Source organism: Parasphingomonas puruogangriensis, assembly GCF_036663635.1.
Lineage (GTDB): Bacteria > Pseudomonadota > Alphaproteobacteria > Sphingomonadales > Sphingomonadaceae > Sphingomonas.
Genome location: NZ_JAXOJI010000011.1, coordinates 1 through 17,952 on the forward strand (window position 1 = coordinate 1; position 17,952 = coordinate 17,952).

Consider the following 17,952-nt stretch of genomic DNA (forward strand, 5'->3'; position numbering starts at 1 on the left):
CAGCGATGAATGAGCTCGGTAACGCTGAGAAGCAGGAGGTCGGGCGCTGGGCCAACAACCGGGTGGAGAACAGCCACCTATCGTTTCGACGACGAGAGCGAGCGATGCTCAGGTTCAAGCGAATGAAGACGCTACAGAAGTTCGCCAGCGTGCATGCCAAAGTTCACAACCACTTCAATCTCGAACGCCACCTCATCGACCGCCAGACCTACAAGGAACGTCGCTCAGCCGCGCTGGCTGAGTGGGGCCAAGTCGCGAGCTAGGCCGTCCTGCTCAAAGACCGATATGCATCTTGTGGAGAGCGGTTCGCATTAGACTGACAGCACCGCCAATTGCTATCGAAATCATTCCATTACTTAGGGCTTCGGCTCAAACTAACAGTTAGCCTAACACGACGGGTTTGGGCTGGGTGGCATGGGCCGCGGCGATCGCTACGACGATGGCGATCACGAAAAATTCGTCGTTACGATATGTTCACCCTTCGGCCAGTGCGACGGCGGGGGGCGATGAAGTTATATCGGCAGCGGGAATGGAAGGCGTATTGCGCAACAAATTAAGCTGCACGACGGCGTGTGCGCCCATTGTCTTCGCCGCCCCGGAAATAGTCCGATGAAAAATGCCCAGCTCAATGCTGCAACAACACGTCGAACCGGGGTTCCCAAAGCGCAACGGCAAGGAAGGAAGACTTTCGTCGCGCTCAGCCGGAATGAAGGGGAGCCGAAGACTGGCGCGCTCTTTGGCCGGCAGGTGCCATGTGGGGCACTCGCAACGGCGGGAAAGCGTCAAGGTCTCTGCAACATTCCCCCTGCGGCGTTAACGGCATCGGCGGCGCCGTCCGCATCGCCGGCACGTCTTGCAGTGCCCGCCACCCGCAGCACTGTGGCCGTCTCGGGCTCGGTATCGAGCCAAGTGATCTGGGCCCGCACTCGCCTCGTCGACCCATCGCCGCGCGCGCCGCTCGCTGCGGCATGGTTGACTTAACGGCGCGCTTGCGGTCCTGCTTATAGCGATTAATGCCATCGAGCTTACCGACGTGGCAGGCCGCTAAGCTGCCGCGCGCAGTAATGACGTATGACGGACCAGCGTGTGACTGAGCGGACCAGCTTGAACGAGATTAGCGGCGACGGGCGGTTCGAGCTCCTGGTCAACGCGATCAAGGATTATGCGATCTACCTGCTGGACCGGGAGGGGCGGGTTACCACCTGGAATGCCGGCGCGCAGCGCTTCAAGGGTTATGCGGCCGACGAGATTATCGGGCAGCACTTCTCGCTCTTCTACACCGAACAGGATCGGGCGAGCGGCCTGCCGCAGCGCGCGCTGGATACCGCGGCAGAGTTTGGCACGTTCGAGGCCGAAGGCTGGCGCGTGCGCAAGGATGGCGCGCACTTCTGGACGAGCGTGGTCATCGATCCGGTGTTCGACGCGGCAGGCACGCTGATCGGCTTCGCCAAAGTCACCCGCGACGTCACCGACAAGCGGGCGGCGGAGCGCGCGCTGCTGGAAAGCGAGCAGCGCTTCCGCCTCCTCGTGCAGGGCGTGAAGGATTACGCCATTTACATGCTCGATGCCACGGGGCACGTGACCAATTGGAACCCGGGCGCGCAGGCCATCAAGGGCTATTCCGCCGACGAGATTGTCGGACGCCACTTCTCGACCTTCTATACGGAAGAGGATCGCCAGGCCGGCGAGCCGGAGCGGGCGCTGCGCGTTGCGCTGGAGGCGGGCAAATATGAGGTCGAGGCGTGGCGCGTGCGCAAGGACGGGTCACGGTTCCGCGCCGGGGTGTTGATCGATCCGATCTACGACGAAGCCGGCGCGCTGATCGGCTTCGCCAAGGTCACCCGCGACCTGACCGAGCGCTGGCATGCGTACCAAGAGGTCGAGCGGGCGCGCGAAACCATGGCGCAGGCGCAGAAGATGGAGGCGGTCGGTCGCCTCACGGGCGGCGTTGCGCACGATTTCAACAACCTCCTTACGATTATCCGCTCATCGGCCGATCTGCTGAAGATGCCGTCGCTGAGCCCGGAGAAGCGCGACCGCTATGTCGAGGCGATTTCCGACACGGCGGACCGTGCTGCCGCGCTGACCTCCCAATTGCTCGCTTTCTCCCGACGCCAGCCGTTGAAGCCCGAAATATTCGATGCCGCGGAGCGGGTCGAAAAGATGCGGCACATGATCGAGACCAGCGTCGGCTCGACCATCGTCGTGGCCATCGGCACGGGCGACGAGGCCTTCGTCAATGCCGATCTCAACCAGTTCGAAACGGCCGTGCTCAACCTCGTGATCAACGCGCGCGATGCCATGCCGGCCGGCGGCAAGCTGTCGATCGCGACGCAGGTCGTCCAGGGCGTGCCCGCCGTTCGCGGCCATGGCGCCGCGAGCGGCAGCTTCGTTGCCGTCCGGGTGGCGGACGAAGGCAACGGCATCGCACCGGAAACGCTGGCCAAGATCTTCGAACCGTTCTTCACCACCAAGGGGCTGAACAAGGGCACCGGTTTGGGTCTCAGCCAGGTGCATGGCTTTGCCAAACAGTCGGGCGGCGAGATCGAGGTGCATAGCGAGGTGGGCGTGGGCACCGCCTTCACCCTCTATCTGCCCTTTGCCGCGGCGCATCGGGAGCAGTGTGTCATGCCGCGCACGGTGCGGGATCATCCGCTCACCACCAAGCGTGTGCTGCTGGTCGAGGATAACGAAGCGGTCGGCCAATTTGCCCGCGGGCTGCTCGAGGAACTCGGCCAGATCGTCACCTGGGTGCAAAACGGCGATGCCGCGCTGGAGCAGCTAGGCGTGGCACGCGACAAGATCGATCTCGTCTTCACCGATGTGATCATGCCGGGCATGAACGGGCTGGAGCTCGCCCGGCGGATTGGTGATCGCTGGCCCGATCTCGCTGTCGTTCTGACCACAGGGTATAGCCACGCCCTTGCCGAGGAGAGCGGCCATGGCTTTCCGCTGCTGCGCAAACCCTATTCGGTCGAGGGCCTGATCGGCATATTGGGGTAGTCAAACCCTGCGCGAAATACCGGCAGCAGGATCCGTCATGGCGGCTCAGCAGGTCATTTCGGCATGCCTGAAAGGCCGCTTGCCTGCCGCAAGGCCTGGCCATCGAGCCGGTATCCGTCGAGGAACACGGTTTCGACATGGCGCAGGTTGGTGATGTCTTTCGATACGTCGCCCTCCACGAGGATGATATCTGCCGTCTTGCCCACGGCGATCGATCCGGTTCGATCGGCCATGCCGGTCATCCGCGCCGGCACGATTGTCGCGGTTTGCAGCGCCGCGGCATTGCTCAGCCCGGCCTGCTGGTAGAGTTCCAGTTCACGCACCAGTTCCAGGCCATAGCCGTCGGTGCCCGCGACGATCGGCACGCCGGCCTTGTGCAATCGCCCGACCAGGCCGACCATCTTGGCGAAGCTCTTGCGGAAATCGTCGCGCGTCAGGCCGTCGAACAAGGGATAGCCGCTGATCTTCCAGCCGCGAACCACAGCGGGCGGCGCGACGTCGGTAAACGGCGCATATTCCGGCGAGATCGCGCTGCCGTCCGACGTCATCAGCGGCTCCCATACGGTCAGCGTCGGATCGATGATGGTCTTTCGTTTGGCGAGTTCGGCATAGAAGGCGTTCATCGCCGGTGAATCGAGATCGACGTCCTTGCCGTATTTCGCCGGCCCCTCCAGCCGGGCCGCGGTGTTGGCCTTGTCGACCACTGCCTGCGGCATGGCCTGCATCATGATGAAGTTGATGTGTGTTACCTCGTCATAGCCGGCGCGCACCGCGTCGAGCGGACGCATGCCGGCGGGGACATGGCCATTTACATGCAGCCCCAGCTTGTGCGCTTCGGCGGCGCCGGGCGCGATCCAGGCCGGGGTCATTGAGGTATAGAATTTCACGCCCCACAGGCCCGCGGCCTTGATCTTGTCGACCGCGGCGATCGTTTCCGCTTCCGACGATACGGTCAGCGCGCCCTGCGCGGCGAGTGGGTCCTTGCGATCGATGATCACCGAGATCTTGCCATCGGGCGCGAGCAAGTCGCCGGCCGCGCGGCGTTTGACGATGCTTAGCGCATCCGCGATTTCCGATCCCGGGCTGCGATAATTGGTCATGCCCGTGGCGACGTTCTGCAGCAGCGCCCAATCGTCGCCGACATGCTGGTGCGCGTCCCATAGGCCTGGCGACAGCGTCTTGCCGCGCCCGTCGAGCACCGCCGCGCCTGCCGGCGGCGTGATCGAGCCACCCGCGCCGACCGCCGCGACCTTGCCATCGGCGATCAGCACCGCGCGATCGGGCAGATAGGCGCCGGCGACCGAATCAAACAGCAGCACGTGATCGATCAAGGTCGGCGTGCGGTTGGCGGGGGTCAGGAAGTGGTGCGCGATATCGCGCACCATCGCGGCGGTGGCCTTGTCCTGCACATCTTTCAGGATCGGGCCGGCTTTCTCATATCCCTCGGGCAGGAGCGACATGCCGCCAGCATTGCCAAAATAGCGATTCTGCTCGTCGAGCCATACGGGGGAGGGGGCGAAGCCATAGCCGCGGATCAAGGCGAGCTTGACTGTCTTCGGCCCCGCCGGACCGTCGATCCGGTGCGTTGCGCCGATCGTCAGCGTGGCATGGCCCGTCGGCAGCAGGTCGATGCCCTTCTCGCCCGCCGCGACCAACGCGGCAATGTCATGCTCGGCGGCGAGCCACGGGCCGCCATAGCTGTTGTAGCGTCGGCCGGCGAAGGGCGCGGTGCCGGAATCGATCGCGGTCTGCCAGCGCGCGACGCCGCCGGGATCCACGGTGAAGGTTTCGGTGGCGTCGCCGGAGTCGGTATAGCCGCGGATCGCAATTTCGGTCGGGCGGTGGTCCGGCCCGAGCGTCATGATCTCGTCGGTCTCGGTGATCCAGCCGCGCAGCGACATCGACATGCGATAGGCGATGCGCCCATCGGGCAACGTCCAGGACCAGATGTCGCCATGCTTCCCGGCGATCGAACTGATCGTGTAATGCCGCGCGCCGGCGGGCGCGGTCAGCAACTGTTCTTTCGTCGCGGGTGCCGGCTTGGCGGTCTGCGTCGGTGGCGGGGCGATGGCCGTCGGGGCGGTAGCCGCCAGCAGCGCGCCAAAAATCCAGCTATGCATCAAACGCCCCCCAAGTGATGAAGCGCTAGAGTGGCCAGCCAGCGTCACCAAGGCAAGAGCCGCCGGGCAATTTCATGGGCGTGCCGTTTCAGTCATCGGGGTCGGTAATGGCGGCTATGTCGTTGTTCGATAGACCTGCGCTTTCATCGCGCAGAAACGACAGCAGCGTGTCGATCTCTTCGGGCCCGTATCTTATGTCCATATCGTCGATGTCGATCTGGATAGCGGCACGCTCTTCGGCGGACCACGTCTCCAGCGTTTCGGCGCAGTCGGCCAGCGATCCGCGGGCGACGATGTCGTCGCTCTCGCGCACGGCGGTGCCGGCATCGGCACTTCTGCGAACGGTCGCCGGCTCACTCAACGGGTACGTAGTCATCGCTTGGAATGTCCTTGTATCAGCTCCCGCGGCACGCGCTCACGCGTACCGCGGTCTTGCAACTGCTCGCCGAGCGCATGTCGGCGCGTCGTCATCTTAGACGTCTTCGGCCTGCAGGTTGACGCTCGTTTCCGCCAGCTTGGTCATATATTCGTCGCCACCATAGATCTCCTTGGTGGCATCCTTCAGCTTCTTGGTATCTTCCTTCAGCCCCAGCGCTTTAGCAAAGGCGGCAGCGGTCCCGAATCCGGCGATGCCATAGTGGGTCATGCGCTGATATTGCGCGATGATCATGACGTCGAGCAGCGGGCCCTTCTCGGGCCCCTCTTCGAGCACATGCTTGGTCGCCTCGGCCACCAGGCCCTCCATGCCCTTACAATGCTCCTTCGAGACCTTCTCGTCATTCGCGGCAATCAGTTCCTTCAGCACACTGCTGTGCTTCTCGATGTCCACCTGGGATTTGGTCAGCATCTCTTTCAGCGCGGCGTCGCTGGCTTTCGACGTGATCTTCTTCAGCACCTTTTTCATCTGGTCGTTGGCAGACCAAAGATCCTTCAACTCGTCGGTGTAGATTTCTTTGAGATCTTCCGGTGCGGCCATGGTGGAACGATCCTTCTTCGAGCCCGGGGACGAGATTGCCCTTGGTTGCTCTCAAACCGCCGAACAGCGATCGCCGTTCCCCGCGCGGGGCGGAAATCGGTCGACCACTGAGAATCCGCTTGCGCTTGTCGGGGGGGTCGGCGCCAACGCCGCACTCGAACGGCCGGACAGGGTCGAGCCGGAAAAGAGTCGGATTGAGGGGGTGGCTGGTCTAAGGTGGTTCATGGCCCATAAAGACCTCTGCACCGATTGTGCCGTGCGCGACGAGGCGCTGTGCGGGAGCCTGAACAACGAGGAGTTGGGTGCGCTCAACACGATCGGTCGGCGCCAGCTGGTCGCGCGGGGCGAGACGGTGATCTGGGCGGGCGACGAAAGCATCATTTGCGCCAACCTGCGGTCCGGCGTGCTGAAGATCGTCGCGTCGACATCGGACGGTCGAGAACAGATTGTCGGCCTGCTCTACCCGGCCGATTTTGTCGGCCAGGCCTATGCCGGCCTGGCCGACTTCACCATCACCGCGTTGACCGATGCCGAACTGTGCGTCTTCTCGCGCGCGGCGTTCCAGCGCGTGCTTGAGGATCATGGGCGTATGGAGCGGCTGCTGTTGCAGCGCACGCTGGCGGCGCTCAGCGCCGCGCGTGGCCGCATGCTGTCGCTGGCGCGCAAGTCGGCCGAAGAAAAGATCGCGGACTTCCTGCTGGAAATGGCGCTGCACGCGACGAGCAGCGGGTGCCGGGCCACCCCGGACGGGCCGCTGACCTTCGATCTGCCGCTGACGCGCGGCCAGATCGGCGCCATCCTGGGGCTAACGATCGAGACCGTGAGCCGCCAGATGACGCGGCTCAAGGGGGCCGGGGTGATCGGCCTGCCGGGCGGCCGGGCGATAACCATCTCGGACCGCACTGCCCTGGAGCTTCGCGCGCAGGCTGCCTAGCGCAGTGCGCCGGCGCAGCTTTCAGAAAAGACCGTCCGTGTCGTCACGCCAGTGCGCCGTCGAGTTCGTCACCAGCCGCGCGGCCCAATTGGCTGCTATTCAGAGCCTGTCAGACCGTGTCGGCGGGTTTCTTGCTTGCCGCATTGCGGTCCAGTGCCAGCACGGCGAGCGTGCACACCGCGCCCGACAACAGATAGGCGCCGACCGAGATCAGCCCGAACATGCTGGCCAGCAGCAGCGCCGCCAAGGGTGCGAACGCGGCGCCGATGAACCATGATGCGGTCGCCGTCGTGCCGGAGCCGGTATAGCGATGCTTGGGCGAGAAGCTGCCATTCACCACGCCTGAAGACTGGCCGAACGACAAGCCGAGCAGAATGAAGCCGAGCATCATATAGGTCCATTCGCCGGCCTGGCCTTGGCTGAGCAATTGCGGCGCGAAGCCGCTATAGCCGGCAATCAGCGCGGCCGACACGCCGAGCAACGTCCGGCGGCCGACGCGGTCCGCAATGACGCCCGACATCGTCACGGCGATCAGGCAGACGATCGCGCCGACCAGTTCGATGACCAGAAAGCGGACCGGCGGCTGGCCAGAGGTGAGCACGAACCAGGACAGCGGAAACACCGTGACGAGGTGGAACAGAGCGAAACTCGCCAGCGGTGCGAACGCCCCCAGCACGACCGTCCGTCCCTCTTCGCGAAACAGCGCAACCACCGACGATGGCTGCAACTCGCGGCTTTCGAACAAGTGCTGAAACTCCGGTGTGGAGATCAGTCGCAGGCGTGCGAACAGCGCCACCACGTTGATCACGAACGCGACGAAGAAGGGGAAGCGCCAGCCCCAATCGAGGAAGTCGGGCGTGCTGAGCGCGGTCAGCAGATAGGCGAACACGGCGGCGGCAACGAACAGGCCCACGGGAGCGCCGAGCTGCGGGATCATGGCGAACCAGCCGCGGCGCTCGGGCGGCGCGTTGAGCGACAGCAACGCCGGCAGGCCGTCCCACGTGCCGCCGAGCGCGAAGCCCTGGCCAATACGGAACAGCGCCAGCAGGATCACGGCCAGGCCACCGGCCTGCGCGTGGCTGGGGACGAAGGCGATCGCCGCCGTCGATCCGCCGAGCAGGAACAACGCCGCGGTCAGCTTGACGCCGCGGCCGTGCTTGCGGTCGATCCACATGAAGGCAAGCGCGCCGAACGGCCGCGCCACGAAGGCGAGTGCGAAGATGGCGAACGAATACAACGTGCCGGTCAGCGCGTCGACATAGGGGAAGATGACCGCGGGGAACACAAGGACCGAGGCGAGCGCATAGACGAAGAAGTCGAAGAATTCCGACGATCGTCCGATGATCACGCCGACGGCAATATCGCCTGGGCGGACCTGATGCTCGCGGGCGTTGATCAACTGCGCATCGCGCTCCAGGGGGGTGGAGTTCCCCGGGCCCGGTGTCGTGCCCAATGTCGTGGCTACCATCGCGTTGCGTCCTATCTGCTCAGCCGTTCGTGGCGACGATTGCGGCGGCCCGCCGTGATTAATCAGGGATGCCGACGGCCGCGCTATAGTGATAAACAAACGACAAAACTTTGATCGCGGACAAAGTGCCGCAGTGAATCGGAGGCTAAGCGCCGGCCATGGGCAGAGCAACATCCGATCTTATCCGCAGGGCCGCGCGCCTTTCACTCGTGGCGATCCCGGCATTGCTGGGCGGCTGCAACATGGTGGTGATGAACCCGACCGGCGATATTGCCGTTCAACAGCGCAATCTGATCCTGTTCGCCACCGGCATCATGCTGCTGATTATCGTGCCGGTGATGGTGCTCACCGTGCTGTTCGCGTGGCGCTATCGGCGCGGCAACCCCAACAAGGTCTATGATCCCAATTTCGATCATTCGACCTCGCTGGAGCTGGTGATCTGGGCCTGCCCGCTGCTGATCATCATCGCGCTCAGCGTCGTAACCTGGACCAGCACGCACCTGCTCGATCCGTTCCGGCCGCTCGATCGCCTGGCGCCGGGCCGGCCGGTTGCCGCGAACACCAAGCCGCTGGAGGTGCAGGTCGTCGCCCTCGACTGGAAATGGCTGTTCATCTATCCCGACCAGGGCATCGCCACGGTCAACGAACTGGCGCTTCCGGTCGATGTACCGGTGCATTTCTCGATCACCTCGACGAGCCAGTTCAGCACCTTTTACGCGCCGACCATGGCCGGCATGATCTACGCCATGCCCGGCATGCAATCAGTGCTCAATGCGGTGCTCAACAAGCCCGGCGAGAGCTGGGGCTATTCGGGCAATTATACCGGTCGCGGCCATAGCGACATGCGCTTCAAGCTGCGCGGCATGGCGCCGGCCGATTTCGATCGCTGGGTCGCCGGGGTGAAAGCCAGCAAGCGCGGGGCGCTCGCGCCGGCCAATTACGTGGTGCTGGAAAAGCCCAGCGTGAAGGTGCCGGTGCTGTATTTCGGGTCGGTCATGCCGGGCCTGTTCGATCGCGTGCTCAACCGCTGCGTCGCGCCGGGCACGCCGTGCATGGTCGATGTGATGCGCCGCGATATGGCGCGCAGCGGCGGTGGCATGCCGGGCCGCAGCGCCGCGCCGCTGCAAGGCACCACGCCGACGCCGGCGCTGTTCAAGGCGCCGGAGGACAAGGGCACGGGGCCGAACGTCACCAAACCGGCCAAGCCCGGCGCGCCTGGCGCGCTCAAGCCCGGCGCCCCCGGCGCGCTCAAGCCAGGCGATCCGCGCAATCGCGACATGTCCGCTACGCAGCCTTTCCTCGCCCCCGGTGCGCGTCGCGCCGTGCGGGTCTGATCCCCAACCATCGGGACAATCATGAGCGATCACCTTCTCAAATCGATCTTCGGACGGCTCACCTGGGAATCCTTTCCCCTGCACGAGCCGATCCTGCTGACGACGTTCATCGTCGTCGTGCTGCTGGGGGCCGCTTTGGTCGGCGCGGCGACGTATTTCCGGCTGTGGGGTTATCTGTGGAACGAGTGGTTCACCAGCGTCGATCACAAGCGCATCGGCATCATGTACATCATCCTCGGCATCATCATGCTGCTGCGCGGCTTCTCCGATGCGCTGATGATGCGGGCGCAGCAGGCGGTCGCCTTTGGTGCCAACCAGGGCTATCTGGAGCCGCACCATTACGACCAGATATTCACCGCGCACGGCACGATCATGATCTTCTTCGTGGCCATCCCGCTGGTCGTCGGGCTGGTCAACTTCGTCATGCCGCTACAGATCGGCGCGCGCGACGTGGCCTTCCCGTTCCTCAATAATTTCAGCTTCTGGCTGACCGCGGCGGGCGCCATATTGGTCATGATCTCGCTGTTCGTCGGCGAATTCGCCAGCACCGGCTGGCTCTCTTATGCACCGCTTGCCGGCCTTGCCTACAGCCCGGAAACCGGGGTCGATTACTATCTGTGGGCGCTGCAGATTGCCGGTGTCGGCACGACGCTATCGGCGATCAACATGGTCGCCACCGTGATCAAGATGCGCGCGCCCGGCATGACGATGATGAAGATGCCGGTATTCTGCTGGACGGCATTCTGCTCGAACATCCTCGCCATCGCCATTTTCCCGGCGCTCACCGCCGCTTTCTTCCTGCTCATGCTCGATCGCTATCTCGGCACGCACTTCTTTACCAACGAACTCGGCGGTGCGCCGATGATGTATTGGAACATGGTGTGGATCTGGGGCCATCCCGAGGTCTATGTCCTCGTCCTCCCGGCGTTCGGCATCTATTCCGAAATCACCTCGACCTTCACCGGCAAGCGGCTCTTCGGCTATTCGTCGATGGTCTATGCCACGGTGGTAATCACCATCCTGTCGTATCTCGTCTGGCTGCACCATTTCTTCACCATGGGCGCGGGGCCGAGCGTCAACAGCTTCTTCGGCATCGCCACGATGGTTATCGCCATCCCTACCGGGGCCAAGATCTTCAACTGGCTGTTCACCATGTACCGCGGCGACATCCGCTTCGAACTGCCGATGATGTGGGTCTTGGCGTTCATGCTGACCTTCGTGGTCGGCGGCATGACCGGCGTGCTGCTGGCGATTCCACCGGCCGATTTCGTGCTGCACAATTCGCTGTTCCTGGTGGCCCATTTCCACAATGTGATCATCGGCGGGGTGGTGTTCGGCCTGTTCGCCGGGATGGTCTATTGGTTCCCCAAGGCGTTCGGCTTCAAGCTCGACGACTTCTGGGGCAAGGTCGCCTTCTGGGGCTGGGTGATCGGCTACTGGATCGCCTGGACGCCGATCTACGTTGTCGGGCTGTTGGGCACTACGCGCCGCGTCAGTCATTTCGACGATCCCAGTCTGCAGCCGTATTTCGTCATCGCCGCGATCGGCGCGGTGATCATCCTGATCGGCATTCTCGGCTTCGTGATGAGCATCGTCATGGGCTTCGTGAAGCGCGACCAGCTACGCGATCTGACTGGCGATCCCTGGGATGGCCGCACGCTCGAATGGTCGACCAGCTCGCCGCCTCCGGCCTATAACTTCGCCTTCACGCCGGTGATCCACGATCTCGACGCGTGGTACGACATGAAGAACCGCGGCTATGAGCGGCCGGCGGGGGGCTATCGCCCGATCCATATGCCGCGCAACACCGGCGCCGGCGTCATTCTCGCCGGGCTCGCGCTCAGCCTGGGCTTTGCCATGGTGTGGTACATGTGGTGGCTCGCCGCACTGAGCTTCGCCGGCCTGCTGGTCGTCGCGGTGGGCCATACGTTCAACTTCGCGCGCGATTATTTCATTCCGGCCGAGGAGGTCGCGCTGACCGAGAGCACGCGCCACCAGCCGGCCGTGGGAGCCTGACATGACCGACCACACGCTCCACCAAGGCGACGCCGCGCCGACCTGGCACTCGCCCGAAGACGAGCACGATCATGGCGGCAACGGCGCCACCGTGCTCGGCTTCTGGATCTATCTGATGAGCGACGCGCTGATCTTCGCGTCCTTGTTTGCGATGTTCGGCGTGGTCAGGACCAGTTACGCCGGCGGGCCCATGCCGCACGAGATCTTCGATCTGCCGCTCGTCGCGCTCAACACCGCGCTGCTGCTGGCCTCGTCGATCACCTTTGGCGAGGCCATGCCGCACATGGAGGCCGGGCGGGTCGGCCCGACCCGCTTCTGGCTCGCCGTCACCGGCCTGCTTGGCGCGGCGTTCGTCGGCGTCGAACTGTACGAATTCTCGCACTTGATCGCCGAAGGCGCCACCGCGCAGCGCAGCGCCTTCCTCTCGGCCTTCTTCACGTTGGTCGGCACCCACGGCGCGCACGTCACGGTCGGGCTGCTGTGGATCGGGGTGCTGCTCGTGCAGCTCGGGCAACACGGGCTCAGCCAACCGATGAAGCGCCGGCTGATCTGCCTGTCGATGTTCTGGCATTTCCTCGACATCATCTGGATCGGTGTCTTCACCTTCGTCTATCTGTTTGGAGCCATCCGGTGAGCCAGCCCTCGATCGCGCAAGACGCCGCCCACAACCAGGAGACGCCGGCGCATAGCCGGCGCGGGTATCGCGTGGGGACGATCCTTTCGATCATCCTGACGATCGTGCCGTTCTGGCTGGTCATGTCCGGCGCAGTGCAAGACGGGCAGACGACGGCCTTGCTGATCTTCGCCATGGGCTTCGTCCAGATCATCGTCCACGTCTTGTGCTTCCTGCACCTCGACACCCGCTCCGAAGGCGGCTGGACGCTGCTCGCCTTCCTGTTCACCACGGTGATCGTGGTGCTGACGATCGCCGGGTCGATCTGGGTGATGTACCACCTCAACACCAACATGATGCCGATGCCCGGCAACATGACCGGCTCGATGTAGCGGCCGGCGCCCCTCGCGCGGGGCGCCATTGCTACCGATGCACCATAGAAATCCGGCCAATGTCCATGATGAAAGCCGCCGTGGCGCGGGAATTCCGTCAGCCTCTGTCGATCGAGGACGTGCCCATCCCCGCGCCCGGCCCGGGCGAGGTGCTGGTCAAGATCGAGGCGACCGGCGTGTGCCATACCGATATCCACGCGATCGACGGGGATTGGCCGGTTGCTCCGATCATGCCGCTCATCCCCGGCCATGAGGGCGTCGGCTATGTCGCGGCGGTCGGCAGCGGCGTGACCGATCTGAAAGAAGGCGACGCTGTCGGGATCCCCTGGTTGCACGACGCCTGCGGCCAGTGCGAATATTGCCGGAGCGGCTGGGAAACGTTGTGCGAACGCCAGAACAATAGCGGCTACAGCGTCAACGGCACCTATGCCGAATATGCCATCGCCAACGCCGCCTATGTCGGCCATCTGCCCGCCAATCCCGACTTCGTCGCGCTGGCGCCGATCCTGTGCGCGGGCGTCACCACCTATAAGGGGTTGAAGGAAACCGAGGCCCGCGCTGGCGAATGGGTGGTGATCTCCGGCATTGGTGGCCTGGGCCATGTCGCCATCCAATATGCCAAGGCGATGGGCCTGCATGTCGCCGCGCTGGATGTCGCGGAAAACAAGTTGGCGCTCGCGCGCAGCCTGGGGGCCGACGTCACGGCGAATTGCGCTACCGAGGACGCCGCGGCCAAGGTGATCGCGGCGACCGGGGGCGGCGCGCATGGCGTACTGGTCACGGCGGTGTCCCCGGCCGCGTTCGGCCAGGCGATTGCCTGCGCCCGCCGGCGTGGCACAGTGGCGCTGGTCGGGCTGCCGGCGGGCGCGTTTCCGACGCCGATCTTCGACGTCGTGCTCAAGCGCATCACCGTGCGCGGGTCGATCGTCGGCACGCGCCGCGACCTGGCCGAGGCATTGGCCTTCGCCGCCGAGGGCAAGGTGCGCGCGACCGTGACGGTCGAGCCGCTCGATCAGGTCAACGCCGTGCTCGATCGACTGCGGCAGGGCAAGGTCGATGGCCGGATCGTCCTGCGCCCCTGACGCCAAACGGCGCGGCCATTCGACCGTGACGTCGCGCGCGCCGCGCCGCTCGCGTCCACTGCCGGCTTACCCATTGGACCGCGCGGGTTTTCTTCCTATATACCGCTTGGTATGAATACGGTTTGCTCACCCATTGCCACCAAAGGTCGGCCGCGCGAATTCGATCTCGACGATGCGCTGGCGGCGGCGTTGCGCGTCTTCTGGCAACATGGCTATGAAGCCGCGTCGATGAGCGACCTGACCGCGGCGATGGGCATCACCAAGCCCAGCCTGTACGCCGCCTTCGGCAATAAGGAAGCCTTGTTCCACAAGGCGCTCGATCTCTACGAGCGCGAGAAGCTGGCCTATATGGGCGCGGCGTTGGAAGCGCCGACCGCCCGCGGCGTGGCCGAGCGGCTGTTCGAGGGCGCGCTGCAGATGCAGATGAGCACTTGCGATCCCAAGGGCTGTCTCGGCGTGATCAGCAGCGTCGCCTGCGGTGCCGAAGCCGAGCCGATCAAGGCCGAAGTGGTCAAACGCCGCGCCTCCTCGGAAGCGGCCCTGGTGGCGCGCTTCGAACAGGCCAAGGCGGCCGGCGAATTGCCCGAGGGTATGGAGGCCGCGGCGTTGGTCAAATATCTCATCACACTGATGCAGGGGCTGGCGCTGCAGGGCGGCTCCGGCGCGACATGCGAGGAACTGCAGCAATTGGTCGCCACTACCATGGCGGTATGGCCGACCAAATAGGCTGGCGTGCATTTGTCGCCGACTAAAATACCGAGCGTTATAGAAAGCTGTTGACGGCCCGCCCGGCGCTTAATATACCGCCTGGTATGGAAGCCGGGCCAGCCCGTCTCCCCACATATTTATCCGGTATCGACGGCAGGTGCGGCGCACCCGCCGATCGTGGCCGACTACGCTTCCCGGTTGGGAGGGGGCTCGCGCGTGCGGGCGTCCGATCGATCGCCTGCCGTTCTACGAAGGGAACGTCCGATGGCTTATCTGGATCTCGACAATATGTTTCCGGCGCCGGCCCGCAGCCGCACCGAACGCGCCACGGCGGCCACGCCGCTGCCCGGCTTCACCGCGCTGGAATGGAGCGTGATCGCGCTGGCCAAGAACGATACGTTGGCCAGCCTGGCCACGCCCGGCCGGCTATCGCGCGCGCTGGGTGGCGTGTTCGGGCTCAGCACGGCATCGCGCCTGGCCGATCCCAAGCTGGAAGCATTGCGGCGGTTGTCGGTCCATGCCTGGCGCCGCGGCTTTGCGCTGCCGATGACGGAGATCAACCGCTTCATCGCCGCCGGTTTTGCCGAGGCGCAGATCGAGACGCTGGTCACCAGCATTACCGGGCAGCGCATCGGGTCGAAAGGCCGCTGGGCCTAATAGCTGCCGGTACGGATCGTAGGGCGAAGACGCCACCTGCGACATAGATCGGTTCGTCTGCCGCAGCCAAAAAAGGGGCAGGCCGGGAGAACCCGGCCTGCCCCTTTCTCGTTAGATTAGAAGTGCGTGACGATGCCGAGCGACGGACGCAGCGAGTGCGCGCTGCCGAAGGTGCTCATTTCGCCGCGCAGACGCACGCCGGCATTGCCGGTGACGCCGCCGAGGCCGATATCCTTCGGGCCGACTTCGAAGCCGATGCCGTAGGTCATGGCGTCGTAATCCGGGCTGTTCTTGCCAAAGCGGTCGAAATTGACCCACTGATAGCCGACCTTGCCGTAGATCATGCCGCTATCGCCAGCGCGGAAACCGAACCGGCCTGCTGCGCCATATTCCCAATCGATATCGCCCGAAACGCCCTTGGCGACGTTACCTTCGGCGCCGACGAACACTGGGCCGAGCGGCACGTTGACGCCGGCCACGCCGGTCACTTCCCAGCCGTCGAGACGCTTGCCGTTGGCGAGCTGCGGGATGCCAGCCTTGTTCTGCTCGCTGTCGAACGACTGCCACGTGCCCATCACGCCGACATAGGGTTCGATGCCGAACGCCTTGGTGCCGTCGGGCGCGGTTGCTTCGGTCGTGTCGATCGAGGCATCCTGCGCGAACGCGGGAACGGCCAGGGTCACGGCTGCAACGGCAGCCGCGAGGGAAAACATACGCATAATAAACCTCATTCCTTGGTAATCAGACGGTCGTCCCCGCTATGGGGTCGAGCGACCGAGGCCCGTAGAACAGCTGCCGCTCGACTTAGTTGCCCTTTTTGGTTCCCTCGGCCGGGCTAATTAATTTGTGTTGCAATGCAGCAACTGTTTCTGTCGCTGCGATGAACGAAACGTTGAAATGCGCCATCGCTGCGTGCTGGACAGCCGGGGCGGGTGGTATAAACAGCGCGGCATCGCTGTGATCAGGGTCGTCTAGGCCCGGGCCGGCGACGCCCTGAATGGAGTGCGCACGTGCCGGCAAGCAGCCCTTTCATCGCGGTCGACTGGGGCACCACCAATCGCCGCGCCTTCGTGATCGATAATGGCGTCGTCATGCAGACCGAACGCGATACGCGTGGCGCCGCAGCGGTGGCCCAAGCCGAATATCCCGCAGAGGTCGCCGGCATCCGGGCCCGGCTCGGCGATCTGCCGATGCTGCTGGCCGGGATGGTCGGATCGACGATCGGCTGGCGCGACGTGCCATATGTCGCAGCACCCGCCGGGCTTGATGCGCTGGCCGGGGCACTGGCATGGATCGACGATCGCACGGCGATCGTGCCGGGGCTGGTCTACCGCGCTGGCGCGCGCGCCGATGTAATGCGCGGCGAGGAAGTACAGTTGCTCGGCGCCGCCGCAGCGGGAATGACGCCGGACACCGCCTTGCTGTGCCAGCCGGGCACGCATTGCAAATGGGCGTTGCTCGAAGACACGCGGATCACCAGTTTCGTGACCGCGATGACCGGCGAATTGTTCGCCTTGTTGCGCGGTGGCGGGCTGCTTGCCCGGCAGCTCGGCGGCGCAGTGACCGACGGTGCTGCGTTCCAGGATGGCGTGACGGAAGGCGCGAAGCGCGATCTCGCCGCCAGCCTGTTCGGTATCCGCGCCAGCGGCGTGCTCGGCCTGCGGGACGACGCCGATGCGGCGTCCTACGCCAGCGGCGTGCTGATCGGCAGCGATGTCGCGGCGCGGCTGGCCGAGCATACCGGGCAGGCCGTCCATATCCTCGCCGATCCCGGGCTCGGCGCGCTCTACGCCGCCGCCGTAACCGCGCTCGGCGGCACTGCCACGATCATCGACAGTCACGGCGCCTTCGTCGCCGGCATCACACGCCTTCGGGAGCTTTCCGCATGACCCATCTCGCCGCCTTCGACGCCGCCTTTGCGCAACTGCCGCTGATCGCCATCCTGCGCGGCGTGCGCCCGGATGAGGTTGTGGGCGTCGGCGAGGCGCTGGTCGGTGCCGGTTTCACGATCATCGAAGTGCCGCTCAATTCGCCCGAGCCGTTCGAGGGCATTGCGCGGCTGGCCAAGGCGGTCGCGGGTCGCGCGGTGGTGGGCGCGGGGACGGTCTTGCAGGTCGAGGACGTCGCCCGCGTCGAGGCGGCGGGGGGCACGCTGATCATCTCGCCCAACGCCAACACCGCGGTGATCGCCGAGGCGGCGGGGCGCGGGCTGGTGTCGCTGCCGGGCATCGCCACGCCGACCGAGGCATTCGCCGCGCTCGAGGCGGGCGCTGCCGCGCTGAAACTGTTCCCGGCCGAGGCCGCCAGCCCGGGCGTGTTGAAGGCGATGCGCGCGGTGCTGCCCAAGACGGTGCGGATGTTGCCGGTCGGCGGGATCGCGCCGCAGACGATGGCGCCGTGGCTGGCCGCCGGCGCGGCCGGGTTTGGGCTCGGCGGCGCGCTGTATGCCGCCGGCATGTCGGCCGACGAGGTTGGCAAGAGGGCGGCCGATTTCGTGGCGTCGCTGAAGCGGATCGCGACGCCGGCGTAGCCAATCCCTTGTCCTCAGGCGTTCTCCGGCGAAGGGCAGGGCCCAGGCGCGATGGTACAGGGTACGTTGCGCAGCGCTCGAATACCAACGTGGCGCGACTGGGCCCCGGCCTTCGCCGG

General features: G+C 65.0%; 17 protein-coding genes. 12 read left to right on the forward strand and 5 right to left on the reverse strand.

Annotated features, from left to right (window positions below):
• The coding region (locus U1739_RS19580; protein ID WP_332710286.1) for a DDE-type integrase/transposase/recombinase at positions 1-263 on the forward strand (263 nt) is incomplete at its 5' end.
• Between the two features lie 841 nt (positions 264-1,104).
• On the forward strand, positions 1,105-3,003 hold the full coding sequence (locus tag U1739_RS19585) for a hybrid sensor histidine kinase/response regulator (RefSeq protein ID WP_332710287.1): 1,899 nt from the start codon (positions 1,105-1,107) through the stop codon (positions 3,001-3,003).
• A 53-nt stretch (positions 3,004-3,056) separates the two neighbouring features.
• On the opposite strand, the gene U1739_RS19590 is transcribed toward U1739_RS19585, so the two are convergent.
• The 3 genes from U1739_RS19590 to U1739_RS19600 form a co-directional block, all read right to left on the reverse strand.
• Positions 3,057-5,123 (reverse strand): amidohydrolase family protein, encoded by a 2,067-nt coding sequence (locus U1739_RS19590; RefSeq protein WP_332710288.1) that lies wholly within the window; start codon positions 5,121-5,123, stop codon positions 3,057-3,059.
• Positions 5,124-5,211: 88 nt separating this feature from the next.
• Positions 5,212-5,484: a hypothetical protein gene (locus U1739_RS19595; protein WP_332710289.1), complete on the reverse strand. Its 273-nt coding sequence runs from the start codon at positions 5,482-5,484 to the stop codon at positions 5,212-5,214.
• 111 nt (positions 5,485-5,595) lie between these two features.
• The gene (locus U1739_RS19600) at positions 5,596-6,099 is read right to left on the reverse strand and encodes a ferritin-like domain-containing protein (protein ID WP_332710290.1); all 504 of its coding nucleotides are present in this window, start codon (positions 6,097-6,099) and stop codon (positions 5,596-5,598) included.
• On the opposite strand from U1739_RS19600, the gene U1739_RS19605 reads away from it, so the two are divergent.
• A complete protein-coding gene (locus U1739_RS19605) occupies positions 6,098-7,033 on the forward strand; it encodes a Crp/Fnr family transcriptional regulator (RefSeq protein ID WP_332710292.1) in 936 nt (311 codons plus the stop codon). The two genes, U1739_RS19600 and U1739_RS19605, sit on opposite strands and share 2 nt — an antisense overlap.
• Before the next feature lie 109 nt (positions 7,034-7,142).
• Here U1739_RS19605 and U1739_RS19610 read toward each other — a convergent pair whose 3' ends face one another.
• Positions 7,143-8,501 (reverse strand): MFS transporter, encoded by a 1,359-nt coding sequence (locus U1739_RS19610; protein ID WP_332710293.1) that lies wholly within the window; start codon positions 8,499-8,501, stop codon positions 7,143-7,145.
• 158 nt (positions 8,502-8,659) lie between these two features.
• Between U1739_RS19610 and cyoA the strand changes: the two genes are divergently transcribed.
• The 7 genes from cyoA to U1739_RS19645 all read left to right on the forward strand — a co-directional run bounded on the left by cyoA (position 8,660) and on the right by U1739_RS19645 (position 15,303).
• Positions 8,660-9,835, forward strand: coding sequence for a ubiquinol oxidase subunit II (gene cyoA / locus U1739_RS19615; protein WP_332710294.1), 1,176 nt, complete (start codon positions 8,660-8,662; stop codon positions 9,833-9,835).
• A 21-nt stretch (positions 9,836-9,856) separates the two neighbouring features.
• A complete protein-coding gene (gene cyoB, locus U1739_RS19620; RefSeq protein ID WP_332710295.1) occupies positions 9,857-11,851 on the forward strand; it encodes a cytochrome o ubiquinol oxidase subunit I in 1,995 nt (664 codons plus the stop codon).
• A 1-nt stretch (position 11,852) separates the two neighbouring features.
• Positions 11,853-12,485, forward strand: coding sequence for a cytochrome o ubiquinol oxidase subunit III (cyoC, locus tag U1739_RS19625; protein WP_332710296.1), 633 nt, complete (start codon positions 11,853-11,855; stop codon positions 12,483-12,485).
• Positions 12,482-12,856, forward strand: coding sequence for a cytochrome o ubiquinol oxidase subunit IV (cyoD, locus tag U1739_RS19630; RefSeq protein WP_332710297.1), 375 nt, complete (start codon positions 12,482-12,484; stop codon positions 12,854-12,856). The genes cyoC and cyoD overlap by 4 nt, the downstream gene beginning before the upstream one ends.
• Positions 12,857-12,915: 59 nt before the next feature.
• Entirely contained in the window at positions 12,916-13,938 is a 1,023-nt protein-coding gene (adhP, locus tag U1739_RS19635; protein ID WP_332710298.1) for an alcohol dehydrogenase AdhP, read from the forward strand.
• Positions 13,939-14,049: 111 nt separating this feature from the next.
• Complete coding sequence (locus U1739_RS19640; RefSeq protein ID WP_332710299.1) at positions 14,050-14,664, forward strand: TetR/AcrR family transcriptional regulator; 615 nt, start codon at positions 14,050-14,052, stop codon at positions 14,662-14,664.
• A gap of 246 nt (positions 14,665-14,910) precedes the next feature.
• A complete protein-coding gene (locus U1739_RS19645) occupies positions 14,911-15,303 on the forward strand; it encodes a hypothetical protein (RefSeq protein ID WP_332710301.1) in 393 nt (130 codons plus the stop codon).
• Positions 15,304-15,419: 116 nt separating this feature from the next.
• On the opposite strand, the gene U1739_RS19650 is transcribed toward U1739_RS19645, so the two are convergent.
• The gene (locus U1739_RS19650) at positions 15,420-16,022 is read right to left on the reverse strand and encodes an opacity protein (RefSeq protein WP_332710302.1); all 603 of its coding nucleotides are present in this window, start codon (positions 16,020-16,022) and stop codon (positions 15,420-15,422) included.
• 291 nt (positions 16,023-16,313) lie between these two features.
• Here U1739_RS19650 and U1739_RS19655 point away from each other — a divergent pair, with 291 nt between their 5' ends.
• Together U1739_RS19655 and U1739_RS19660 are read left to right on the forward strand one after the other, a co-directional pair.
• Positions 16,314-17,192 (forward strand): 2-dehydro-3-deoxygalactonokinase, encoded by an 879-nt coding sequence (locus U1739_RS19655; protein ID WP_332710303.1) that lies wholly within the window; start codon positions 16,314-16,316, stop codon positions 17,190-17,192.
• Positions 17,189-17,833 (forward strand): 2-dehydro-3-deoxy-6-phosphogalactonate aldolase, encoded by a 645-nt coding sequence (locus tag U1739_RS19660; protein WP_332710304.1) that lies wholly within the window; start codon positions 17,189-17,191, stop codon positions 17,831-17,833. The genes U1739_RS19655 and U1739_RS19660 overlap by 4 nt, the downstream gene beginning before the upstream one ends.
• Positions 17,834-17,952: the final 119 nt, after the last annotated feature.